Source organism: Paenibacillus sp. S150 (assembly GCF_019352175.1).
Taxonomy (GTDB): Bacteria; Bacillota; Bacilli; order Paenibacillales; family Paenibacillaceae; genus Paenibacillus_AQ.
Genome location: NZ_JACBYI010000010.1, coordinates 143,113 through 165,645 on the forward strand (window position 1 = coordinate 143,113; position 22,533 = coordinate 165,645).

Annotated in this window: 15 protein-coding genes; all 15 read left to right on the forward strand. The window is 55.8% G+C overall.

The window, feature by feature from the left end; translation table 11 throughout:
• Nucleotides 1–85 precede the first annotated feature (85 nt).
• The 15 genes from HYD27_RS12415 to HYD27_RS12485 all read left to right on the forward strand — a co-directional run bounded on the left by HYD27_RS12415 (nt 86) and on the right by HYD27_RS12485 (nt 22,460).
• A complete protein-coding gene (locus HYD27_RS12415) occupies nt 86–2,077 on the forward strand; it encodes a methyl-accepting chemotaxis protein (RefSeq protein WP_219215501.1) in 1,992 nt (663 codons plus the stop codon).
• A 92-nt stretch (nt 2,078–2,169) separates the two neighbouring features.
• The gene (locus tag HYD27_RS12420) at nt 2,170–2,982 is read left to right on the forward strand and encodes a uroporphyrinogen-III synthase (protein WP_219215503.1); all 813 of its coding nucleotides are present in this window, start codon (nt 2,170–2,172) and stop codon (nt 2,980–2,982) included.
• Nucleotides 2,983–3,299: 317 nt separating this feature from the next.
• Nucleotides 3,300–3,932 (forward strand): ThuA domain-containing protein, encoded by a 633-nt coding sequence (locus tag HYD27_RS12425; protein WP_219215506.1) that lies wholly within the window; start codon nt 3,300–3,302, stop codon nt 3,930–3,932.
• 98 nt (nt 3,933–4,030) lie between these two features.
• A complete protein-coding gene (locus HYD27_RS12430; protein WP_219215508.1) occupies nt 4,031–4,378 on the forward strand; it encodes a phasin family protein in 348 nt (115 codons plus the stop codon).
• Entirely contained in the window at nt 4,379–6,049 is a 1,671-nt protein-coding gene (locus tag HYD27_RS12435) for an ABC1 kinase family protein (RefSeq protein WP_219215509.1), read from the forward strand.
• Between the two features lie 587 nt (nt 6,050–6,636).
• Nucleotides 6,637–8,520 (forward strand): DEAD/DEAH box helicase, encoded by a 1,884-nt coding sequence (locus tag HYD27_RS12440; protein ID WP_219215511.1) that lies wholly within the window; start codon nt 6,637–6,639, stop codon nt 8,518–8,520.
• A gap of 222 nt (nt 8,521–8,742) precedes the next feature.
• Nucleotides 8,743–9,615, forward strand: a complete 873-nt coding sequence (locus tag HYD27_RS12445; RefSeq protein ID WP_219215512.1) for a M15 family metallopeptidase — start codon at nt 8,743–8,745, stop codon at nt 9,613–9,615.
• Between the two features lie 233 nt (nt 9,616–9,848).
• A complete protein-coding gene (locus HYD27_RS12450; RefSeq protein WP_219215514.1) occupies nt 9,849–10,412 on the forward strand; it encodes a hypothetical protein in 564 nt (187 codons plus the stop codon).
• Between the two features lie 464 nt (nt 10,413–10,876).
• The gene (locus HYD27_RS12455) at nt 10,877–12,448 is read left to right on the forward strand and encodes an FAD-dependent oxidoreductase (protein WP_219215516.1); all 1,572 of its coding nucleotides are present in this window, start codon (nt 10,877–10,879) and stop codon (nt 12,446–12,448) included.
• Nucleotides 12,449–12,656: 208 nt separating this feature from the next.
• Nucleotides 12,657–13,676 (forward strand): LLM class flavin-dependent oxidoreductase, encoded by a 1,020-nt coding sequence (locus HYD27_RS12460; protein ID WP_219215518.1) that lies wholly within the window; start codon nt 12,657–12,659, stop codon nt 13,674–13,676.
• Nucleotides 13,677–13,798: 122 nt separating this feature from the next.
• Nucleotides 13,799–14,278, forward strand: coding sequence for a glutathione peroxidase (locus tag HYD27_RS12465; protein ID WP_219215520.1), 480 nt, complete (start codon nt 13,799–13,801; stop codon nt 14,276–14,278).
• A gap of 314 nt (nt 14,279–14,592) precedes the next feature.
• Entirely contained in the window at nt 14,593–16,227 is a 1,635-nt protein-coding gene (locus HYD27_RS12470) for a formate--tetrahydrofolate ligase (protein WP_219215522.1), read from the forward strand.
• A gap of 1,289 nt (nt 16,228–17,516) precedes the next feature.
• The gene (locus HYD27_RS12475; RefSeq protein ID WP_219215523.1) at nt 17,517–18,881 is read left to right on the forward strand and encodes an FAD-dependent oxidoreductase; all 1,365 of its coding nucleotides are present in this window, start codon (nt 17,517–17,519) and stop codon (nt 18,879–18,881) included.
• 310 nt (nt 18,882–19,191) lie between these two features.
• Nucleotides 19,192–20,019, forward strand: coding sequence for a formate/nitrite transporter family protein (locus HYD27_RS12480; protein WP_219215526.1), 828 nt, complete (start codon nt 19,192–19,194; stop codon nt 20,017–20,019).
• Nucleotides 20,020–20,363: 344 nt separating this feature from the next.
• On the forward strand, nt 20,364–22,460 hold the full coding sequence (locus tag HYD27_RS12485; protein ID WP_219215528.1) for a molybdopterin-containing oxidoreductase family protein: 2,097 nt from the start codon (nt 20,364–20,366) through the stop codon (nt 22,458–22,460).
• Nucleotides 22,461–22,533 lie beyond the last annotated feature (73 nt).

Below are 22,533 nucleotides of genomic sequence, written 5' to 3' on the forward strand. Positions count from 1 at the left end.
TTCCGCGGCCGATATATAATTATATATTTAGACAGCAGAATATGACCTACTTTAGACCCGAATGAAAGCGAGAGTGAGATTGCGAATGAAACATAAGTCGCGTATGACCATCCGGATGAAGCTTATTATTACATATCTGCTTATACTTCTGGTGCCGGGCATCATCATTGGCTGGCAAACCTATCAATCGGCCAGCAATCAAGTGGAAGACCAGCTTTTGAACAATGCGACGGAGAGTGTAAGCGCGGTCAACAAGACCATCAACGCCAATATTCAATCCAAAATTAATGATATCCAGTATTATGCCAGTCAGCTTTCCTCCGAGACTGTTAATGAAGGGCCAGCCGGAGAGGGGAACACTGCAGTAAAAGCCCGCTTGAAGGAGTATGCGGCACTTCATCCCGATGTGCTGGATATTTATGTGGCAACCAGCCGGGGACAGGCGGTGCATGCTTCAGATGCCGCATTTCCGGACGGCTATGATCCGCGGCTGGAGAACTCTTATGTCAGTGCCCTGAAGCATGGCAAGGGAATTGTGATCTCTCCGGCATTCCAGACCGTAAATAATGAGACGGCAATTGCAATTTCCGCAGTGCTCGAAGATGGCAACGGAGTGATGGCTCTGGATCTTAATTTGGCTGAGCTGGCTGAGCTGACGAACATTAGGGTAGGCAAGGAAGGATACATACTGCTTCTCGACAGCAGCAAGAAGTTTCTCGTACATCCTGCAGAAGCTATTGGCCAGGAATCCTCGCTCGGTTTCGTGAAGCAGATGTTTGAGGGGGAGAGCGGTTCCTTTGATTATGTCTACAAGGATGCTCCCCAAAAAATGACCTATATGGTGAACGGGCTTACAGGCTGGAGAATCGGGGGGACGATCAGTAAAAATGAGGTGACCGCCGCAACGAACGGGATCCGCGATACGGCGCTTCTCGTAATCACAATCTCTGTATTGCTTGCGCTTGTGGTGATTTATTTCAACGTGTCCTCAATTGTGAAGCCGCTGACCCGCCTGCGCAAGGCAACAGAGGTGATTGCCCAGGGAGATCTGTCGGAGGATATCGGTGAATTCAGCAGAGATGAGATCGGCCTCCTGGCTGACAATTTCCGTTCTATGGTTGTGAACCTGCGCGACATGATAACCGGCGTGCAGGAGATGACCGACAATGTGTCCGCCTCTGCCGAGGAGCTGACCGCCGGGGCGGAGCAGACGACGAAGGCCATAGAACATGTAACGATTGCAATTCAGGAGGTAGCGGCAGGCACGGAGCGGCAGGTGCACAGTGTGCAGAGAGGTACGGAGAGCACTGCGGCAACCGCAAGCGAAGTGGAGCATCTCTCCGGGTTCATGCAGCAGGTGTCGGGGATGATGGACAAGACTCTGCTGTCCGCTTCGGAGGGCAATGATTCGGTCATCAGCGTGGTGGACAAAATCAACGGCATTCACGAGACCATGGAGGAGCTCAGCGGGGTGATTGGCAAGCTGAACGACCGGACGGGTCAGATCCACGGGATTGTCGGGCTGATTACCGGAATCGCCCGGCAGACCAACCTGCTGGCGCTCAATGCCTCCATAGAAGCGGCCAGAGCCGGTGAGCAGGGCAGGGGCTTCGCAGTAGTTGCATCCGAGGTCCGCAAGCTGGCCGAAGAATCGGAGAAATCGGCGCACCGGATCGCTGAACAGATTTCTTCCATTCATACGGAGATGCAGCAGGCAACGTCGACGATGGAGGATGCACGGAGCAAGGTGTCGGAGGGAATTCTTGCGGTGGACACTACCGGGCGCTCCTTCTCCCGAATCCGCAGAGCCGTTAAAGGGGCCGCGGAGAAGATTGAAGCCATGGTGGGAGCCGTCGATACACTGACGGCGGAGGCTGTCAGCATGCAGGGAGCAATCGGCGAGATTCAGGCGATCTCCCATGAGGCAGCCGGCAGTACAGAGACGATTTCCGCAGCTGCCGAGCAGCAGCTTGCTTCGGTGGAGGAGATTGCGTCCTCCTCGTCCGATCTCAGCCATCTTGCCGAAGAGCTGCAGAAGCTCGTGGGACGTTTCAAGCTGTATTCGGCTAAACCTTGAGACAGGAATTGCGTTGCATCTTTTCTTTTTCCGTCCAATGCAAGTATACTGATAAACAATAATGTCTGGTCTGATGAAGGAGAGAAGAGCGTATGGCAGAGCAATTGCAGGGCATTACCGTAGCCCTCGCCGGTCCGCGCAAAGCAGAGGAAATGGCCAAGCTGGTGCAGAATATGGGAGGCACGGCACTGTACCGTCCTGCCCAAGGCACGGTGTTCCTGGATGATGAGGCGCTGCGGGAAGGAATCGCCGCCTGGACAACCCGTCCGCCTGACCTTGCTGTTCTGACGACAGGAATGGGTCTGGACGCCCTGTTTGGAATGGCGGAGAAAATGGGGCTGGAGAAGCGCTTTCTGGAGGTTCTCTCCGCATCGCCGATTGCTGCGCGCGGCTACAAGACGGTCAATGCGCTGAAGAAACGGGGACTGCAGCCTGAAGTGCGAGATGATGACGGCAGCACGGCCGGGCTGATCCGGGGCCTGAGAGACTGGAACCTGAAAGGCAAATCGGTTGCGCTTCAGCTGCACGGCGATCCTGCCCCCCGTCTGGTTGCCTGGCTGAAGGAGGCGGGAGCGGCTGTCCTTCAAGTCGAGCCCTACCTTCATACGCCCCCAGAGCCTGGGGCGCTGGCCCGGCTGTATGGCGATATTACAGAGGGGCGGGTTGATGCGGTCGCCTTCACCAGCGCTCCGCAATTTCGTTTTCTGGCTCAGTATGCACGGGAGCAGGGCAAGCTTCAGGAGCTTGTTGAGGCCTTTGCAGACAGGGTGCTGGCTGTATCCGTAGGGCGCATCACCTCGGAATCCCTGAAGGAGGAAGGGGTAACGCGAATTGTGTTGCCTGCGCATGAACGTATGGGAAGCATGTTTGTGGAGCTTGGCAAATATATATCGGAACACCGCTGATTGGCCGCCGTATAGATTGGACCCGGAGGGGGTTTAAAACTTTAGGAGCGGAAGCGGCCGCCTTTGTCTGAGAATTGCCACCGCGAGAGTGGTATAAATCAAGAAATCCGCAAGCGGCCAGGAAGTCCGAATATTCCGCGCCGTCAGGGACAGCTCCCCCAATAAAAATCGCTGGTTCAGTCTATATAGGCCTTAATATCTCCAATCTTCCGGGAAGAGACATTCGTATTGCCGGGAATGGACATCCACTGCCATTTTACTTAGAATATAGGCAATTAAGAACAACTACAGATATAGAAAGAAGGAGGAGGACCCCTATGGAGAAGAGAAAATGTCTGCTTTTGGGTGATTATACCCACCCCCGATTCCATCCGCTGCAGGGCGTGGACAAACAAATCAGTGAAATTCTGAATGATCTGCTGATTGTTCAGTGCTCGGAGAATAAAAAACTGCTGCTAAGCGAGCATCTGGCTGGATATGATCTGTGCATCGCATACAATGAGTTGTGGAATGAAACGGTATCTCCCCAGCAAACTGCCGGTCTCCTGAGTTATGTGAGCGGAGGAGGAGGCCTGATCGTGCTGCATACCGGAATTTCCCTGGGCAAGCGCTATGAGCTGGCGCAGCTGATCGGCGGCAAATTCACCGGACATCCGCCGTATACTCCGCTGAATTTCAAAGTACGGGAGCATGATATTACCGAGGGTATTGAAGATTTCCAGCTGGATGAGGAGCCGTACACTTTCGAATTCGACCCGTTTACGGAGAAGACCCTATTGCTTGAGTACGAGGCAGATGGTGAAATGCACCCGGCGGCCTGGTGCCACAGCTATGGGCTTGGACGGGTGGTATTTCTGATGCCAGGGCATCATGAGCCTTCCTTCACGCATCCGGCGATCCGCCAGCTGATTCTGCGTGCGGCCGCCTGGGCGGCGCGGATTCCCAGATAATTTGAAATCCTTTGGCATATAAAAGGCTTGAGTTTTGTGAAATTGCCCGCTTAGGGGTATACTCTATCCATAACTGGAATCTTTGGGAGGAAAGTGCCATGAGTGATTTGTTCAAGAAAGCAATCTCTTTAGGAGTAGGCCTCACCATTGTCAGCAAGGAAAAGGTAGAGAAGGTAGTTGAAGAGCTGGTGAAGCGGGGCGAGCTTGCGCCCTCGGAATCCAAGGCGCTTGTCGACCGGCTCGTGGAACGGGGCGAGGAAGAACGCGGTGTGTTCAAGTCTGCGGTTCATGAGCAGGTTGAGCGTGTGCTGAAGGAGCTCAAAATCCCTGTCCAGAGCGATGTTGCCGGGCTGGAAGCGCGGATTGCCGTCCTGGAGCGCCGTGTGGCCGAGCTGGAGGGTGCCCCTTCCCTGGAAGAGACATTGCCGGAAACGCGTACGGACTAAATGGCGGTACGTATCAGACATGCCGGAAGGTACCGGTCTATTGCCATGGCGCTTATGCGTCATGGCTTCGGCTATATGGTGGAAGAACTCGGCCTCTATCACCTGCTGTCCCTTCCGCGGAGGATTATTACCCAGGAGGTTCACGAGAGTCTGACGCTGGGCGAGCGGGTGCGCCGGGTACTGGAGGATCTGGGACCAACCTTTGTGAAGCTGGGCCAGCTGGCCAGTACCCGCTCCGATCTGCTGCCCGATGCCATTATTCAGGAACTGGTGAAGCTTCAGGACAGCGTGCCTCCGTTCTCTGCGGATACCGCGCGCAATATTCTGGAGCAGGAGCTTGACCAGCCTGTTGATGAACTGTTCAGTTACTTTGAGAATTCACCGCTCGCTGCGGCTTCCATCGGTCAGGTCCACCGGGCCGTACTGCATGGCGGACAGAGTGTGGCGGTCAAAATACAGCGTCCGGGCGTGATGCGGACCATGACACGGGATCTGGAAATTCTTCAGGACCTCAGTGCCCTGGCCGAGAGAAAGATGGACTGGGCCAAGCAATACGGGCTGACGCGGATGGTCGAGGAATTCTCCCGCGCTCTGCTGGCCGAGCTGGATTACGGCCAGGAAGGGCGGAATGCGGAGCGGATTGCCGGGCAGCTCACTGAACATGATCCAGTGTATATCCCGGCGATTTATTGGGATTACTGCTCCATGCGTGTGCTGACGATGGAATATGTCGAAGGCATCACCTTGAACCACCGCGAGGAACTGCTGCTGAAAGGCGTGAAGCTTAAGACGCTCGCCCAGCAGCTCGTAGAGATGATGCTGAACCAGATCTTTATCCATGGCTTTTTTCATGCCGACCCTCATCCCGGCAATGTCATGCGGATGGATGACGGCAAGCTGGCGCTGATTGATTTCGGGATGGTGGGGCGGCTCAGCGAGGAGATGAAGGACAGCCTGTCTGCGCTGGTTATCGCCTTGATGCGCAAGAATACGGATTCCATGGTGAGGGCCATTCTGCGGCTGGGCATCATCCCCGAGAATGCCGACCGGATGGCGCTGCATGACGATATGGACCGGCTGCGCGAGGCCTATTATGATATTCCCTTTAAACAGGTCAGCATCGGCAAGGCGCTGAACGATCTGTTCGGCATCGCCAGAAAGCACCGGCTGGTCATTCCTCCGGATTTGGCGATGCTCGGCAAGACGATGCTGACGCTGGAGGGTGTCGTAGGCAACCTCGATCCGGGCTTCAGCATTGTGCAGATGGCCGAACCCTTCGGCAGACGGCTGGTGAGGCAGCGCTTCAGCGGCAGCCGCCTGCAGCGCAAAATTCTGGGTGGAGCAGCCGATCTTGCTGAAAGTTTGGTGGAGCTTCCCGCCCAGGCGCGGCAGCTGTCCGCCCTGATCAGCAAGGGCAAGCTGAAGGTGGAGATCGGGCTGCCCGAGCTGAAGGGGATTGAGCACAAGCTTAGCCGGGTGGGCAACCGCCTGTCGTTCAGCATTGTGCTGCTGGCCTTCAGCATTATTATGGCCGGGCTGATTATCGCCTCCTCCCTGCGCGGCGAGCCTTCACTGCTCTGGGATTTCCCGATTGTCGAAATCGGCTCTGCGGTTGCCCTGCTGATGATTCTGTGGCTGCTGTACTCCATATTTAAATCGGGGAGATTCTAGCCGGCCGAATCGGGCTAATAAATAATCTAACGCAGTTGCACACAAACAGCGCGGGATCAAGTACAATGTATAGGACAGCTTCTTAGCTCTATTTGGAAGCGTGGTGAAAAAGTGTCCGGAGAGCCGATAGGAGCTTGAACAGCGATAGCGGTCGCCTTTGTACCCGGATTTCCCCCTATAGGGGGTTACAAAATCCCAAAAATCCGGCTGCAACAGCGAGCGGAAACCCCTACTCTGCCGTAGGCCACCAAAATCACCACACTTTTAGAAGCTAAGGCACAGAGTGTAATGGAACGCAAATGGAATGCCGTCTGAACGTCCGGTGGATCGCTGCTGCCCCAGAAACCGAACCTTGGACCGCATATCTGCAGGGCTAAAGGACGGCTAGTGAGACGGGAGGGCTCCGGTGACGGGGTTCTTCCGCTTTTGTTTGAGAGAGGGCATGCCTGGCGGCAACGGTATCACCGACCCGGGCTTCGGCAGGACATTCCTTGACTGCAGGACAAATCCGCAAGTGCGTCATTACTCCGGAAAATGGATGTCTATAGAGGTATGAACAACATTAAAGAAATTGTGAGGTGGAGACATTGCCGGGTTTTAAAGCATTGGGAGTTTCTGAATTATTGAACGGCCTGCTTCAGGGCCAGGGTATCGTTAAACCGACCCCGGTGCAGGAGGAAGCGATCCCGCCGCTGGTGCAAGGGCTGGACGTTATTGCGAGAGCGAAGACGGGAACCGGGAAGACACTGGCCTTCCTGCTGCCGATTATGGACAAGATCCGTGTGGAGCAGGCGTATCCGCAGGCGCTTATCATGGCGCCGACACGCGAGCTGGCGCTGCAGATTACCGAGGAAGCGCGCAAGCTGGCGCGCCAAACCGGAGTTAAGATTCTGGCCGTCTACGGCGGGCAGGATGTGGAGAAGCAGCTGCGCAAGCTGGAAGGCGGCAGACATCTGATTATCGGTACACCAGGCAGATTGCTTGACCATCTGCGCAGGGGAACGCTCGATCTGGGCGGGGTCAAAATGCTCGTGCTGGATGAGGCCGACCAGATGCTGCATATGGGCTTTCTGGAGGATGTGGAGACAATTATTACAGCTGTGCCTTACCGCCGCCAGACGATGCTGTTCTCTGCGACGATGCCGGACCCGGTCAAGCGGCTGGCAAGCAACTACATGAAGGAGCCGCTGGATATCATTATTAAGAGCGGCTCTCCTATTCCGCTGGACAATATCCGCCAGCAGGTTGTGGAGTGCTCGGACCGCAACAAGGAAGAGGCGCTGATCGCTCTGATCGAGCGGGACCGCCCTTATCTGGCGATTATTTTCTGCCGGACGAAGCGCCGGGTGTCGAAGCTGAACGAAACATTGCAGGCGGCAGGCTATGATTGCGACGAGCTGCACGGCGATTTGTCGCAGGGCAAACGCGAGGCGGTCATGAAGCGGTTCCGCGAAGCGAAGCTGCAGCTGCTGGTGGCCACGGACGTTGCCGCCCGCGGTCTGGACGTGGAAGGCATTACCCACGTCTTCAACTATGATCTGCCGCTGGATGCGGACAGCTACATTCACCGGATCGGCCGGACCGGGCGCGCAGGCGGCAAGGGACTGGCGATCACGTTCTCTTCGCCGCGCGAACGCGCCGGGCTCGATCTTATTGAGCACGGCATTTCCCAGCAGCTGGACCGCCGCCGCTACGAGAAGGATGAATTCGGCGTTGGCGGATTCACCGCCGTGCAGGGCGGCGGCTCGCCGCGCGGCGGACGCCGGAACGCCGCGCCGGAAGCGGCGCGCAGTGGACGCGGCGGCCGTGGCCAGGGCCGCAGCGGCGGAGCTCCGCGCGCGGAAGCCGGAGCACGGCCGGGCGGACGCGGCCGTGGCAAGGAAGCAGGCGGCTGGGGCGCGCCTGCAGAAGGCCGCAGCCGCGGTGAAGCGGCTGGCGGCGGCAAGCGCAGCGCCTATGGGGCAGCTGCGCCGGGGGACGGCGGGCCTGCCGGCACAAGCGCGGCAAGGCCAAGAACGGGGGGCGGCTACGGCAGCTTCGACGCCCGCAGTGCCAGTGCGGCTGCAGGCTATGCAGCCGGAGGGAACGCCGCCGGCCAGCGCGGCGGCAGAGGGGCCGCCGGTTCCAAAGGCGGCCCAAGCAGCGGCTACAGCGCCAATGTATCCCGTGGCGCGGAAGCCGGAGGCTTCAGCTACGGAGCCTCCAAAGGGGCAGGCTCCGGCAGGGGGTACAACCCGGGCGGCGCCCAGGCCAGCCCTAAGCATAGAGCAAATGTGGCCCGCGGCAATGATGCGGGCGGCTGGAGCCCGCCGGCGCCGGCCGCCAAAGGCGGCGGCTCGCGGAGCGGCTCCAAGGGCGGCAAAGGCGGCTCCGCTTCGGGCGGCCGCAGCAGCGGGGGCACTGCCTCCTCGCGGGGCGGTCATGGCAACGGCTCCGGCGGCTCGCGGGGCGGCCGCGGCTCCTCCAGATAAAGGCGCTGGATTTCAGCCTCGAAACTTGTTACCATAGGACGGTCGGCTCACGGGCTGATGTTCTGTGGTAACTTTTTTTTGGCTGTTTGCCGGCTTGGCCCGTTATTTTAAGGTTTTGAAACATTTTGGACGCAAAGCTTGTCTATAATAAAAGTTGAGACTCATATCCGATAGAGTAACGCATGAAGCATTTATAAACTTACCGGGAGGAAGCAACAGTATATGTCTAGAGCTGCAAAAATCATTATCTTATTCATCGTTGTCATTGCCGTGGGCTGGGGAATCGGCAAGTATTCATCCCCCTCCCCTTCGGCTTCACAGGAAGAGGGGGCATCCGCAGGCGGGGGCAATGATCTTCAGGCTGAGCCAAACCCGGCGCCCGAACCCTCGGCTGTAGCCCCTGATGCTCCGGTGGAGTCAGACGCGAACGCGTCTTCGCCGGCCGCAACGGATAAGCCGTCCGATACGGGGAGCGGGGGTTCAGGCAACGAAGCAGCCGAGCTTACCGCCGCTGAGCCGGAGAGCCTGACTGCAATGATCAATAAGCAGTATAAGCTGCCGGACGGCTACAAGCCGGCGGATCTGGTCTATCCCGATGTCCCGTTTATTTTCTCCGAGAAGATTGAGAAACGCATGCTGCGCCAGGCCGCCGCGGAAGCGCTGGAGGAGATGTTCGCAGGAGCGAAGCAAGACGGTGTGTACCTGGCCGGGGTTTCCGGTTACCGTTCCGAAGCTACACAGACCCGGCTGTTTAACAATTATGCAGCCAGGGACGGGGAGGAGAAGGCCCGCACCTACAGCGCAGTGCCCGGACACAGCGAGCATCAGACGGGCCTTGCGATTGACCTTTCCGGCACTGACGGCAAATGCGCCGCAGAAAGCTGCTTTGCCGGAACCGGGGAAGCGAATTGGCTTGCCGCCCATGCCGCAGAGTACGGCTTCATTATCCGCTACCCTGAAGGCAAGCAGGCGATCACCGGATATATGTATGAGCCTTGGCATGTCCGTTATGTAGGCAAGGATATTGCGGCATCCATCGCGGAGCGGGGCATCACGCTGGAAGAATATTATGACGCTGTTCCTGTATCGAAGTAAATGGGTTTGACGAATTATTCAAAAGCGCTGCCGTCCACCGCAAGAGGGAACGGCAGCGCTTTTTCTTAAAAGATAAGAATTTATATGTTTCACGCTAAAAATTAGCCTTATCTTTCTCGCTGAAACGGATACCGTTCTTATCAGGACGGCGAAGCCGTTTCCACTTGAAAGATCAAAATTTATAGGTTTTGGGGAAAGCGAAGCTTATCCGTTATTTCACGGCTGCGCTGTAAATGAAAGAATGGATCGGGACTTCGGCCAAGCAAACTGCGCTATTGCGCGTTGGCCGCAGCGGGCAGGTAGAGGGAATCAAAGGCAGAAGTACCTTTGAATTCGCCCGAAGCCGGCTGGACGGTGAAATCAGAGGCAGAAGTACCTTTGATTTCGCCCGAAGCCGGCAGGACGGTGGAATCAGAGGCAGAAGTACCTTTGATTTCGCCCGAAGCCGGCAGGACGGTGAAATCAGAGGCAGAAGTGCCTTTGATTTCGCCCGAAGCCGGCTGGACGGTGAAATCAGAGGCAGAAGTGCCTTTGAATTCGCCCGAAGCCGGCTGGGCGGTGGAATCAAGGCAGAAGTACCTTTGAATTCGCCCGAAGCCGGCAGGACGGTGGAATCAAAGGCAGAAGTGCCTTTGAATTCGCCCGAAGCCGGCAGGACGGTGGAATCAAAGGCAGAAGTACCTTTGATTTCGCCCGAAGCCGGCTGGACGGTGAAATCAGAGGCAGAAGTACCTTTGAATTCGCCCGAAGCCGGCAGGGCGGTGGAATCAGCGCGAAATGATTTTTCTCCCCACTGAAATGGCAGCATTCTTAATATAGGACGCTGATAGGCGTCTTTCTTGAAAGATAAGAATTTATCCTGAATTTCGAAAGTAAGTATCCACAAATCATCTAAAAAGCTCTACACGAAGAGATTTCTTGCTAAAAGCAGCTTGCACCAAATGGGTGAAGGAAAAAGAGGGTTTATCCCTTGTCCGATCTGGATGGGTTCAATTCACTTTCGAAATTCAGGTTTATATGTTTTGGGGTCCCCGCAAAGTACCTGAGTCATCATCGAAGCCAAGGCCCCGCTTTGTGGGGTTATTTTGTGAATACAGCGCCTCCATTTCAGGCTATAAAGCATCCCGGACAGCCGTTTGCGGGTTTCTCCGGCCCGCTAAACTTAAATTAATGGTAAAAATATACCCAAAAGTTACATATAAGTAATAAGGTGGACTGATCCAATAGTGTTCATTCTGTTCAGCCATGGAGGAGAATTGAAATGACGAAGCAAATTCAAGCGGATGTAGTGATTATCGGCGGTGGAACAGGCGGCTGCGCCGCTGCTCTGGGTGCCGCAAGATCAGGCCGGTCGGTGGTAATGACCGAGGCGTATGAATGGATTGGCGGACAGCTTACCAGCCAGGTGGTGCCGCCGGACGAGAACCGCTGGATTGAACAATTCGGCTGTACGGCTAGCTACCGGACTTACCGGAATGCCGTGCGTGACTATTACCGCAGGTTATTTCCGCTGACGGAGCAGGCGCGCGCCCGCATGGCGCTGAATCCCGGAAATGCCTGGGTCAGCCGCCTCTCCCACGAGCCGCGCACCGCACTGGCTGTGCTCCGGGATATGCTTGCCCCTTATGTGCACAGCGGGCGGCTGCAGATATGGACAGGATACCAACCCGTACAGGCAGAGACAGACGGGGATGATGTGATTTCGGTAACGGTCTGCGGACGGAATGGGGAGAAGCTGGTGCTGACCGGCAGCTATTTTCTGGATGCGACCGAAGAAGGCGATGTGCTGCCGCTGGCCGGAGTGGAGTATGTGACAGGAGCGGAATCTGCAGCAGAGACCGGGGAGACGCACGCGCTTGCTGGTCCGGCGGACCCCTGCGATATCCAGGCGTTTACGCATTGTCTCGCGCTCGACTATACCGAGGGGGAAGATTATACGATTGCCAAGCCAAGGGAATATGACTTCTGGAAAAGCTATCAGGCTGATTTCTGGCCTGCTCCGCAACTAAGCTGGACGGTCCCTTCCCCTTCGACGCTTGCGCCGGTAACCTATGTGCTGCTGCCGGAGGAAGGGGCGAATCCGCTGTTTACTTACCGCCGTCTGGCAGACCGCAGCAATTTCCAGCAGGGTACCTACAAGACGGATACTACTGTGGTTAACTGGCCGCAAAATGACTACTGGCTCGGAGCACTCATCGGCGTATCTCCCGAAGAAAAGCATCGCCACCTGGAAAGTGCGATGCAGCTCAGTCTTTCTCTGCTCTATTGGATGCAGACCGAAGCTCCGCGCAAGGACGGAGGCATAGGCTATCCGGGTCTGCGTCCGCGCCCGGATGTGACAGGTGCAGCCCATGGCCTGGCCCAGGCCCCTTACATTCGTGAAGGCCGCCGCATCCGTGCGGAGTTCACCATCCTGGAGCAGCATCTCAGCCCTGCCGAGCGTCCGGATGGCCAAGCCGAGAAGTACCCGGATACGGTCGGCATCGGCAGCTACCGGATTGATCTGCATCCCAGCACAGCGCTGCGGACCTTTATCGATATTCCCTCGCTGCCGTTCCAGATTCCGCTGGGGGCGCTGATCCCGGTTCGGGTGAACAACCTGATTCCCGCCGCCAAAAACATTGGGACCACGCATATCACCAATGGCTGCTACCGGCTGCATCCCGTGGAATGGAACATTGGAGAGGCTGCAGGCATGCTGGCTGCCTACTGTCTGGACAACGGGATCAAACCGCGTGAGGTACGGAATTCACCTCCGCAGCTGGCCGGCTTCCAGGCCCGTCTGCGCAATAACGGCTTTGAGCTGGAATGGCCTTCTGTCGGTGCAGTTTAGGCCGGGCCGGGTCCTTTGGCAAGCGGCACATGAATGCCAGGGCTTAGAGATATCCTTCCCCGGACGGCCGGGGAAGGATTTTCGATTTTTTGCCGATGGGGCCGGGAACAGCTACAGAGAAGAACCGCAGGATCCTGGATGCTATAATGGAAATGGGTATTGGATACGACTCCCTATATAAATGTCATGGTTTGGAGATGCTCTGTGTATGAAATTAAGCATTCTGGATCAATCGCCGGTCTCTGAGGGCAGTACGCCTGCCGAGGCTGTAGCCCAGACCGCAGGTCTCGCCAGAGAGGCGGACAGGCTGGGCTACCACCGGTTCTGGGTAGCCGAGCATCATGCCGCCCGCGGGCTGGCCGGCTCCAGCCCGGAGGTGCTGATGGCACATCTGGCCGCAGTAACCTCCACCATCCGCATCGGTTCCGGAGCCGTGCTGCTCCCCCACTACAGCTCATTTAAGGTGGCCGAGAACTTCCGTGTGCTCGAAGCCCTGTATCCCGGCCGTATTGATCTTGGCCTGGGCAGGGCCGCAGGAGGCGGAGCGCTCGCTGCAAGGGCGCTTCAGGAGAACCGGACCGGCGGCGCGGATCACTATGAATTGCAGATCAGGGATCTGCTCAGCTATTTGTATGGCAATCCTGATCCCGCCCACCGCTTCGCCGGCCTGGAGGCCAGCCCGGCTGTCGGCACGGCGCCGGAGCTGTGGCTGGTCGGGGCCAGCAAGGCCAGCGCAGCCCTCTCTGCCAGGCTGGGTGCGAACTTTGCTTATGCAAGGTTCATCAATGGCGAGGGAGGCGGAGAGGCGGTGCAGTCCTTTCGGAGCCGCTTCCGCCCTTCTCCGGCCGTAGCGGTTCCCCGCGCTCTGGTGGCGGTGTACGCCGTCTGTGCCGAGACCTCAGCGGAAGCGGACCGGCTGGCATCCAGCATGGATTTGTCCCTGGTCCTGCTGGAGAGGGACCATGTCTCGACAGGCATACCCTCTGTGGAAACGGCGCTGGATTATCACTATACGCCCTATGACCGGTTTCGAATCGGGGACAACCGCAGGCGGATGGTCATCGGGTCACCGGAGGAGGTCAAACGGCAATTCATGGCGCTCATGGAGGAATACCAATGCGAGGAGATTATGTTCGCTGCGCTTATGCACCGCTATGAAGACAAGCTGAAATCTCTCCGGCTGATTGCCGATGCCTGCGGCCTGTCTCAGAGAGGCGGAGAGGCTTAGCTTTTGCCGGCACGGGGTCCTTGTATTTTGTATTGCCGCGGGAATAAGGGTAAGATGAAGGATAGGCTGCTGTACAGCGCATAGCCGTTAGATCAATCCACGGATGAAGGGGAGGAAGCAGAATGTCTATCTACAGTTTTGCCGGGGTTAAGCCTTCGGGCGAAGAAGTGCCGTTCAAGGAGTATGAAGGCAAGGTGCTGCTGATTGCCAACACGGCCAGCCAATGCGGACTTACGCCGCAGTACGGGGATTTGCAGAAGCTCTATGAGCAGTATGGAGAGCAGGGGCTTGTCGTATTGGGGTTTCCCTGCAACCAGTTCGCCGGCCAGGAGCCGGGAACCAGCGAGGAAGCGGAGGAATTCTGCCAGATTAACTATGGTGTGAAGTTCCCGGTTTTTGCCAAAGTGGATGTGAACGGGCCGGACGCCAGCCTGCTCTTTCAATATTTGAAGGGTCAGCAGCCGGGTAATGGCGAGAGCAGCGACATTCAATGGAACTTCACGAAGTTCCTGGTCGACCGCAGCGGCAATGTGGTGGCCCGTGTGGAGCCGAAGGAATCGCCAGAAAGTATGAAGGAACAGATTGAGGCGCTTCTCCAGTAGAGCAAAAGTTCTGAAGCTGTGGAGTCCAAAAGTGGTAAGGATTGCTGCTTTACTTGGGCTGATAAAAGCTCTTTTCCAACAGGCTTCTTTTCTTGCTGCCTGGTTACATGATCTTAAGCTCATTCCTGTCTTTCCTCCCGAACGCCGGCTTATGGTGCGTTTGGGGGGATTTTGCGGTTAAGGAATTATGAAAATAATCCTTGACGCTTTTCAAAGACACTGTATCCTTTGAAGAGGAATGTGTGCATCTTGGAGAAATTGCATAAAGGGCAAAATGTAGCAGGATAATAACGGCAGGAGGGTTTTATAACGGTATGAGGCTAATTACAGAGGTGGCAGCGGCAGCAGGGATTCATGAGGACCATCTGGAGCTGTACGGCAAATATAAAAGCAAGCTGTCGCCTTCCCTATGGGATGAGCTTAAGCACAAAAAAGACGGAAAGCTGGTGCTGGTTACGGCGGTGAATCCCACCCCGGCAGGCGAAGGCAAAACTTTAACGACCATCGGATTGTCCCAGGCGCTGAATGCGGCGGGAGTCAGGACTGTGGCGGCACTGCGCGAGCCTTCGCTCGGGCCCTGCTTGGGCATGAAGGGCGGAGCGACCGGCGGAGGCAGGGCGCAGATTGTTCCTGCGGATGAGATCAACCTGCATTTCACGGGTGATATCCATGCGGTAACTTCGGCGCATAATCTGCTGTCGGCCATGATCGATAATCATATTTTCCAGGGCAACGCTCTGGGTCTTGACCCGCAGCGCATAGTCTGGAAACGCGTAATGGATATGAATGACCGCAGCCTGCGCAGTATTGTGACCGGTCTTGGCGATGGCAACGGCACGGTGCGGGAGAGCGGCTTCCAGATCACAACCGCCTCCGAGATTATGGCTGTGCTCTGTCTATGCGACGATCTTGCCGATCTCAAAAGACGCCTCAGCCGCATACTGATCGGTTACGACCAGCTGGGACAGCCGGTAACGGCAAAGGATATCGGAGCGGTGGAAGCCATGACTGCGCTGCTGAAGGAAGCCGTGAAGCCCAATCTGGTGCAGACCCTGGAAGGCACACCGGTTATTGTGCACGGAGGGCCTTTTGCCAACATCGCGCATGGCTGCAGCAGTGTCATCGGCACGCGTTATGCGCTGAAGCTGGGCGATGTGGTTGTGACGGAGGCAGGCTTCGGTGCGGATCTGGGAGCAGAGAAATTCATGGATATCAAATGCCGCCAGGCTGGACTTGCCCCCGCTGCGGCGGTGCTGGTAGTCACAGTGAAATCGCTGAAATACAATGGCGGTGTTCGCAAGGATGAGCTGTATACGACAAACCGGGCGGCTCTGCTCTCCGGCATCTCCAACATGGAGCGCCATATTGAGAATCTGGGCAAATTCGGCGTGCCGGTGCTCGTTGCGCTGAACCATTTCGAGGGCGACGCTCCTTCGGAGATCAACGATGTGCTGGACGCCTGCCGGCGCCTGGGCGTCCCCGCAGCGATTTCCAAGGTATGGGCGGAAGGCGGCGCCGGAGGGCTTGAACTTGCCAAGGAGCTGAAAAAGCTGCTGGAGCGCGAAGAAGCTTCAAGCTTTGCACCTTTGTACGAGGAAAGTCTGGACATCCCGGCCAAGATCAATAAAATCGTCACCGAAATCTACCGCGGTGCCGAGGTGGCCTTCTCACCGGCGGCGAAGCGCAGCCTGAACATGATTGAGAAGCTCGGCCTGCAGCAGCTGCAGGTCTGTATGGCGAAGACGCCGTACTCCTTTTCGGATCAGCCAAGACTGCTGGGCGCTCCCGAGGGCTTCACGATGGGTGTCCGCGATATTACGCTGTCGCTTGGCGCAGGCTTCGCCGTGGTCATCACCGGCAATATCGTCACTATGCCCGGCCTTCCGGCCAAGCCGGCGGCAGAAGGCTTGCAGGTGGACGGGGACGGGGTCATTACCGGCCTGGAATAAACTGCTGATGTTTAGGCAATCTGCTGCCCGGGCGTTGCTTGAACCCGGCGCAGAGCTAACGCCCAACGTGAGCAGTCAAGCGCCAAATGCTAGCAGTCGTGCGACTTCGTGGGCAACTTGGCGCCCAACGTGAGCAGTCGAACACCTTCGTCATTTAAGAGTTTTAAAAACACGTAACGTGAGCTTTCGGCCACAATCCGCCCAAATGCCCGACAACACCCCGTGCACAGTCCGCCCATTGCTCAGCGCGCGCTCCACTACTCGTTGTCGGCCACTTCCCTCAACTTGCAGGCTAGCTCTATGTGTGGAGCTGAAGCGAAGTGGAATTTGTACACTTAATTGCAGTAAATTCTTATAAAAGTAAGATCTAGTGGGATTTTCTCCACCTATTTCGGAGGAAAAGCGGGCTGAACGGCCATTTCGGTCGGATTAGTTCTACTTTTTCCCACTAATGCTTCTATCAAGTCAGTACAGCTCAAATTAGTGGTAGAAATTCCACTTAAGACAGGTTCATATTTGTTCGCAGACCTCAGCCCCATTTCTCTGAAAAGCTTACGCGGAGACATAGGGGCACTGCTGCGTGGTTTAAGGCAAAAAGCACTGCTGGGCAGCTTGCCCCAGTCCCCGCCTCGCTTAACACCCAATATCCGCCTCACCTCAGCAACCCAACCCTCTCCGCTCAGCCCGTTCCAGCGTTCTGCCCTGGTAATTCGCCCAACGTCGGTAATGATTGGCAGATCCTCGGCAGGCTGCCCTTCAGCCCGTTCCAGCACTCTGCCCTGGTAATCCGCCCAACGTCGGTAATGATTGGCAGATCCTCGGCAGGCTGCCCTTCAGCCCGTTCCAGCGCTCTGCCCTGGTAATCTGCCCAACGTCGGTAACGATTGGCAGATCCTCGGCAGGCGCCCCCCGACCTGTTCCAGCGCTCTGCCTAGTAACACGCCCTTCCAACGCCGCCCAACCCCCGCTTAGCCTTCTATATGCCCATTCTTATAGCTTTTCGCATAGTTGCCCCACACCTGTTTTTGCTTCACTGTTCCGCTTAGCTTGTTCCCGGATGCTTTCTGCTGTGCGCGGACATAATGTGCTCTCTCCGGGGAAAGCTAAACCGGAAGCAGGGTAAGAGTGCCAAGGCATTCGAAATTCACATCAATTATAGATGTTGTGATAAAAATCACAAAAATAACTTGCAATGTGACAAAAATCACAATATAATCAAATTATAAAGTGAAACAAATCACAAGTAGAGAGAAAATAAATGAAAGCCCAAATTGGAGGAGGAAGAAACCATGAAAGTAGCAGTCATTGGATGTACCCATGCCGGAACCGCCGCAATAGTCAACACCGCCCAGCTCTACCCGGATGCGGAGATTACAGTGTACGAACGCAATGATAATATCTCCTTCCTGTCATGCGGTATCGCTCTTTATGTTGGCGGAGTGGTCAAGGACCCGCAGGGCTTGTTTTATTCCTCGCCGGACAAGCTGGCCGAGCTTGGCGTCAAGACGAACATGCGCCATGAAGTTATCCAGGTCGATACAGAGCGCAAAACCTTGCGTGCCCGCAATCTGGAGACCGGCAAGGAATTCGATGACTCTTATGACAAGCTGATTATGACAACCGGTTCGTGGCCCATTGTTCCCAAGCTGGAGGGCATGGAGCTTGACGGTATTCTCCTTTCGAAAAACTATAATCATTCCAACACCATTATTGAAAAAGCGCAGCAGGTGGACAGAATCACTGTTGTGGGCGCCGGATATATCGGGGTCGAGCTGGTGGAGGCTTTTCAAATGAACGGCAAGCAGGTCACGCTGATCGACGGCGAAGAGCGGATCCTGAGCAAATATCTGGATGAAGAATATACGGCGCCGCTCGAGCAGTCGCTGAGGGATCACGGCATCACCCTGGCGCTTGGCGAGAAGGTAAGCTCTTTTGCAGGGGAGAACGGTAAAGTAACCAAGGTAATCACCAGTAAAGGCGAGCATGAGACCGACCTGGTGATCCTCTGCATCGGTTTCCGGCCAAATACCGGGCTGCTTAAGGGGCAGGTGGACATGCTGCCTAACGGCGCGATTATCGTTAACGACTATATGCAGACCAGTGCTCCTGATGTATATGCCGCCGGCGACAGCTGCGCAATTCACTATAACCCGACTGGCAAAAAAGCTTATATTCCGCTGGCAACCAACGCGGTTCGGATGGGAACGCTGGTGGCCCGCAATCTGGTGTCGCCGACCATTCCTTACATGGGAACACAGGGCACCTCCGGGATCAAAATCTATGAAGACAATATCGCCGGAACCGGTCTGACAGCAGAGGCTGCCAAGGCGGAAGGCATGGACGCAGAAAGCGTAATGCTGATCGACAATTACCGTCCCGAATTCATGCCAACCGTTGAACAGGTGCAGTTAAAAGTGGTCTTTGAACGTGCGACCCGCCGCATCCTCGGCGCACAGATCATGTCCAAGATGGATCTGACGCAGTCGATCAATACCATATCTGTCTGCATTCAGAATAAAATGACCATTGACCAGCTGGCGTTTATTGATTTCTTCTTCCAGCCGCACTATAACAAACCATGGAATTTCCTGAACAGTGCCGGACTTCAGGCTCTGCCGGCTGCAGTTCCCCGTCAAGAAACCGTAACTATCTAAAACAGAAGCTTACCCGCAACCGGAGCCGATTCATGGTTCCGGTTTTTTGCGTGCGCTGCAGCGGAGTTTTACTTTTCCCGCTTCTTCTATTTTTATAAGAAACGAATGCACCTCACCTTGAACAAATGCCGATTCGGTCTTTTTTTAGAAAAATATTCCGCAGAAACTGCTTTTGTGTTAAATTTGACATGTCAGTGAAAACTTTCACTTGGATTTTGCATGAGTGATTTTTATCACGTTAATGTGTTAGTTGACACGCTACAATGGCATAAAGGAACAAATTTTAAGTAATTAGAAGGGGATAGGAATCATGGCTTATAACAAACCGCAGGGGATTGCCGAAGTCACGGTGGAGAACGGAATCAAAAAAGCGCACAATCCGCTCAGCACTGTACTTATTCTTGGCTTTCTGGGGGGAGCGTTTATTGCGCTCGGTTTTTTGCTGGACATTCGCGTTATTGCAGGCGCACCGGAGGAATGGGGCTCTATCGCCAACTTTATCGGGGCTGCGGTCTTCCCTGTAGGACTGGTGCTGGTGCTGCTTGCCGGCGGAGAACTGCTTACAGGCAATATGATGGCGGTGCCGCTGGCCTTTATGGCGAAGAAAATTTCGTTCTGGGAGATGTTCAAGAATCTGGTGCTGATTACAATCAGTAATTTCGCCGGGGCCTTGTTCGTCGCTTATTTCTTCGGCCATGTTGTCGGCCTCACGGCAGACGGCGTATATCTGGATAAATTGGTTGATATGGCCGAACACAAGATTGATGCCACCTTCTTACAGGCATTTGTCTCCGGTATCGGCTGTAACTGGCTGGTTGCTCTGGCGGTATGGCTCTCTTACGGAGCGGATAATTTCAGCGGCAAAATCCTCGGGATCTGGTTTCCGACCATGGCGTTTGTGGCCATCGGCTTCCAGCACGTTGTAGCCAACATGTTCCTTATCCCTGCTGCCATATTCGAAGGGCATTTCACCTGGGCCCAATATTTCGGCAACTTTGCTCCGGTCTGGCTCGGCAACCTTACAGGCGGCGCTATCTTCGTCGGATTTGCTTACTGGATGGCTTATCTGCGCCAAGCGCCGGCTGCTGTTCAACCGGTCGAAGGCATTTCTGCTGCCGGTGTGAAGAAACACGCGTAATCCTCCCGGCCTGCTAAGGTCAGGATAACTATATCGGATACTCTCCGGAATTTTCCGGGGAGTATTTTTTTGTAAAGAGAATTTATATGTTTCACGCTAAAAATTGTGCCGGATGCTATAGATTATCTTCTACTTCCCGCTTAAGGACATAACAAAATTCGCCGTGCATATCCGACTCGGGGGAACGAAATCGGGCTCACGGCGAATTCATAGGGAGTGTTTCATATGCTCTATTACCCGGGCATACTTAGAACGAATCAGTTTGTTTTCGCCTGTTTTCTTTACGTGGACCAAGTGCGGCTATAGAATATAAATATTCAAGCAACAAGGGAGGACAGCAGCCAATGAGCTACAACAGAGATGGGGTTTTTCCGGCGGTATGTCCGCTGGATTGCCCCGATACATGCGGACTTCTGGTGCACAAGCAGGATGGGAAAATCGTTAAGGTGGAGGGCAACCCTGAGCATCCGGTGACCAAGGGGGCCATCTGCAACAAGGTGAGGCACATGGCGGAGCGGGTGCATCATCCCGAGCGGCTGCTGCAGCCCCTGCGGCGTGTAGGTCCGAAAGGGAGCGGTTCTTTCGAGCCGATCAGCTGGGAGGAGGCCGTCCGCGAAATTTCCGGCCGCTTTAAGGAGCTGTCCGCAGAGTACGGGCCGGAGAGCATTCTGCCGTACAGCTTCTACGGCAATATGGGTGTGCTCAGCGTAGATGGCATGGACCGGCGGTTTTTTAATGCGATGGGAGCAAGCCGCCTGGAGCAGACCATTTGCAGTGCGGCGGGGAGCGCCGGCTGGAAATATACGATGGGCTTCAACGGAGGGACGAGTCCGGAGGATACGGTCAACGCGGATCTGATCATTGTCTGGGGCGGCAACATTGTCAGCACGAACATGCATCAGGTCGTATATGCCGAGCAGGCCCGCAAGCGGGGGGCGAAGGTGGTTGTGATCGATGTGCACCGCAACCGCACCGCCCAGTGGGCCGATTGGTTCCTGCCGCTGTATCCGGGTACGGATACGGCGCTGGCGCTCGGGCTGATGCATATCCTCTTCCGGGATGGAATGACGGATGATGCATTTCTTGCGCGCTATACTGCCGGGCATGAGGAGCTGCGCGGGCATGTGCTCGCCTACCCGCCCGGGCGGGTTGCGGAGATTACGGGCATTGCAGAGGAGGATATCGAGAAGCTGGCCAAGCTGTACGGCGAAGCCAAGGTGTCGCATATCCACATCGGCAACGGCTTGCAGCATCACGATAATGGCGGGATGAATGTGCGTACCATCGCCTGCCTTCCGGCGCTTACCGGGGCCTGGCTGAAGACCGGAGGCGGGGCGATCAAGTCAAATGGAGGCTACACCTCCACGAATGACCGTGCGTTGACACGCCCCGAGCTGCGCCCGAACCGCCGGACACGTTCGATTAATATGAACCGGATCGGCGAAGCGCTGGAGCTGAAGGAACAGCCGGTAATGGGAATGTTCGTCTACTGCTGCAATCCGGTGGTAGTCGCTCCTGATGCAGAGAGGGTGCGCAAGGGCTTTGCCCGCGAGGATTTGTTCACGGTTGTGCATGATCTGTTCATGACCGATACGGCTCTGTATGCCGATATCGTGCTGCCATCAACGTCCACATTTGAGAATGTGGACCTGTACGGCTCGTATTGGCATCACTATATGCAGCTTCAGGAGCCTGTGCTGGAAGCGCCGGGAGAATGCAAGAGCAACATGGAGGTCTTTTCACTGCTCGGCCGGGCCATGGGCTTGGATGAAGAAGCTTTCAGTGAAAACGAATACGACATGATCCGGCAGGCGCTGGATTACCCGCGCAATCCCTATTTGAAGGGAGTTACACTGGAGCGGCTGATTGAAGAGCGGTTCGTCAAGCTGGACATGTCGCCCCAGGCCGATTATCTGGATAACCTGCCGACACCCTCAGGCAGAATCGAGCTGTATTCAAAGGCGATGGAGCTGGCCGGATTGCCTCCGCTGCCAACATACACTCCGCTGAAGGAGGGCTACGACGGTCAGCGGAGGCCGGAGCCGGGAACAGAGTATCCGCTGATGTTCATATCTCCGCCGAACCATAATTTTCTGAATTCGACCTTTGCCAATGTGGAGAAGCACCAGCGGATGGAGAAGCGGCCCACGCTGCAGATTCATCCCGAAGACGCTGCGGCAAGAGGAATTGCAGACGGCGATGAACTGACCGTATTCAACAGCAGAGGGGCCATTGAACTCTGGGCGGCGGTAACGGACAAGATGCTGCCGGGCACGGTCATCAGTCAGGGGCTGTGGTGGGAAGGCAAAGAGCGCAGGCAGAGAGTCAATGTGCTCACGCCCGACCGGCTGAGCGATATGGGCAAAGGGGCGACTTTTTTCTCGGCTACAGTAGAGGTGAAGCGGAGAGAGAAGGCGCAGCCTGCCAGAGAATCCGTTTGAATTAAGCTCCGTTCATCTGTCGTGGTGACGCGACAAAGCGTCAATTCATATGCTTGCCCTTGACCCTGTTTAG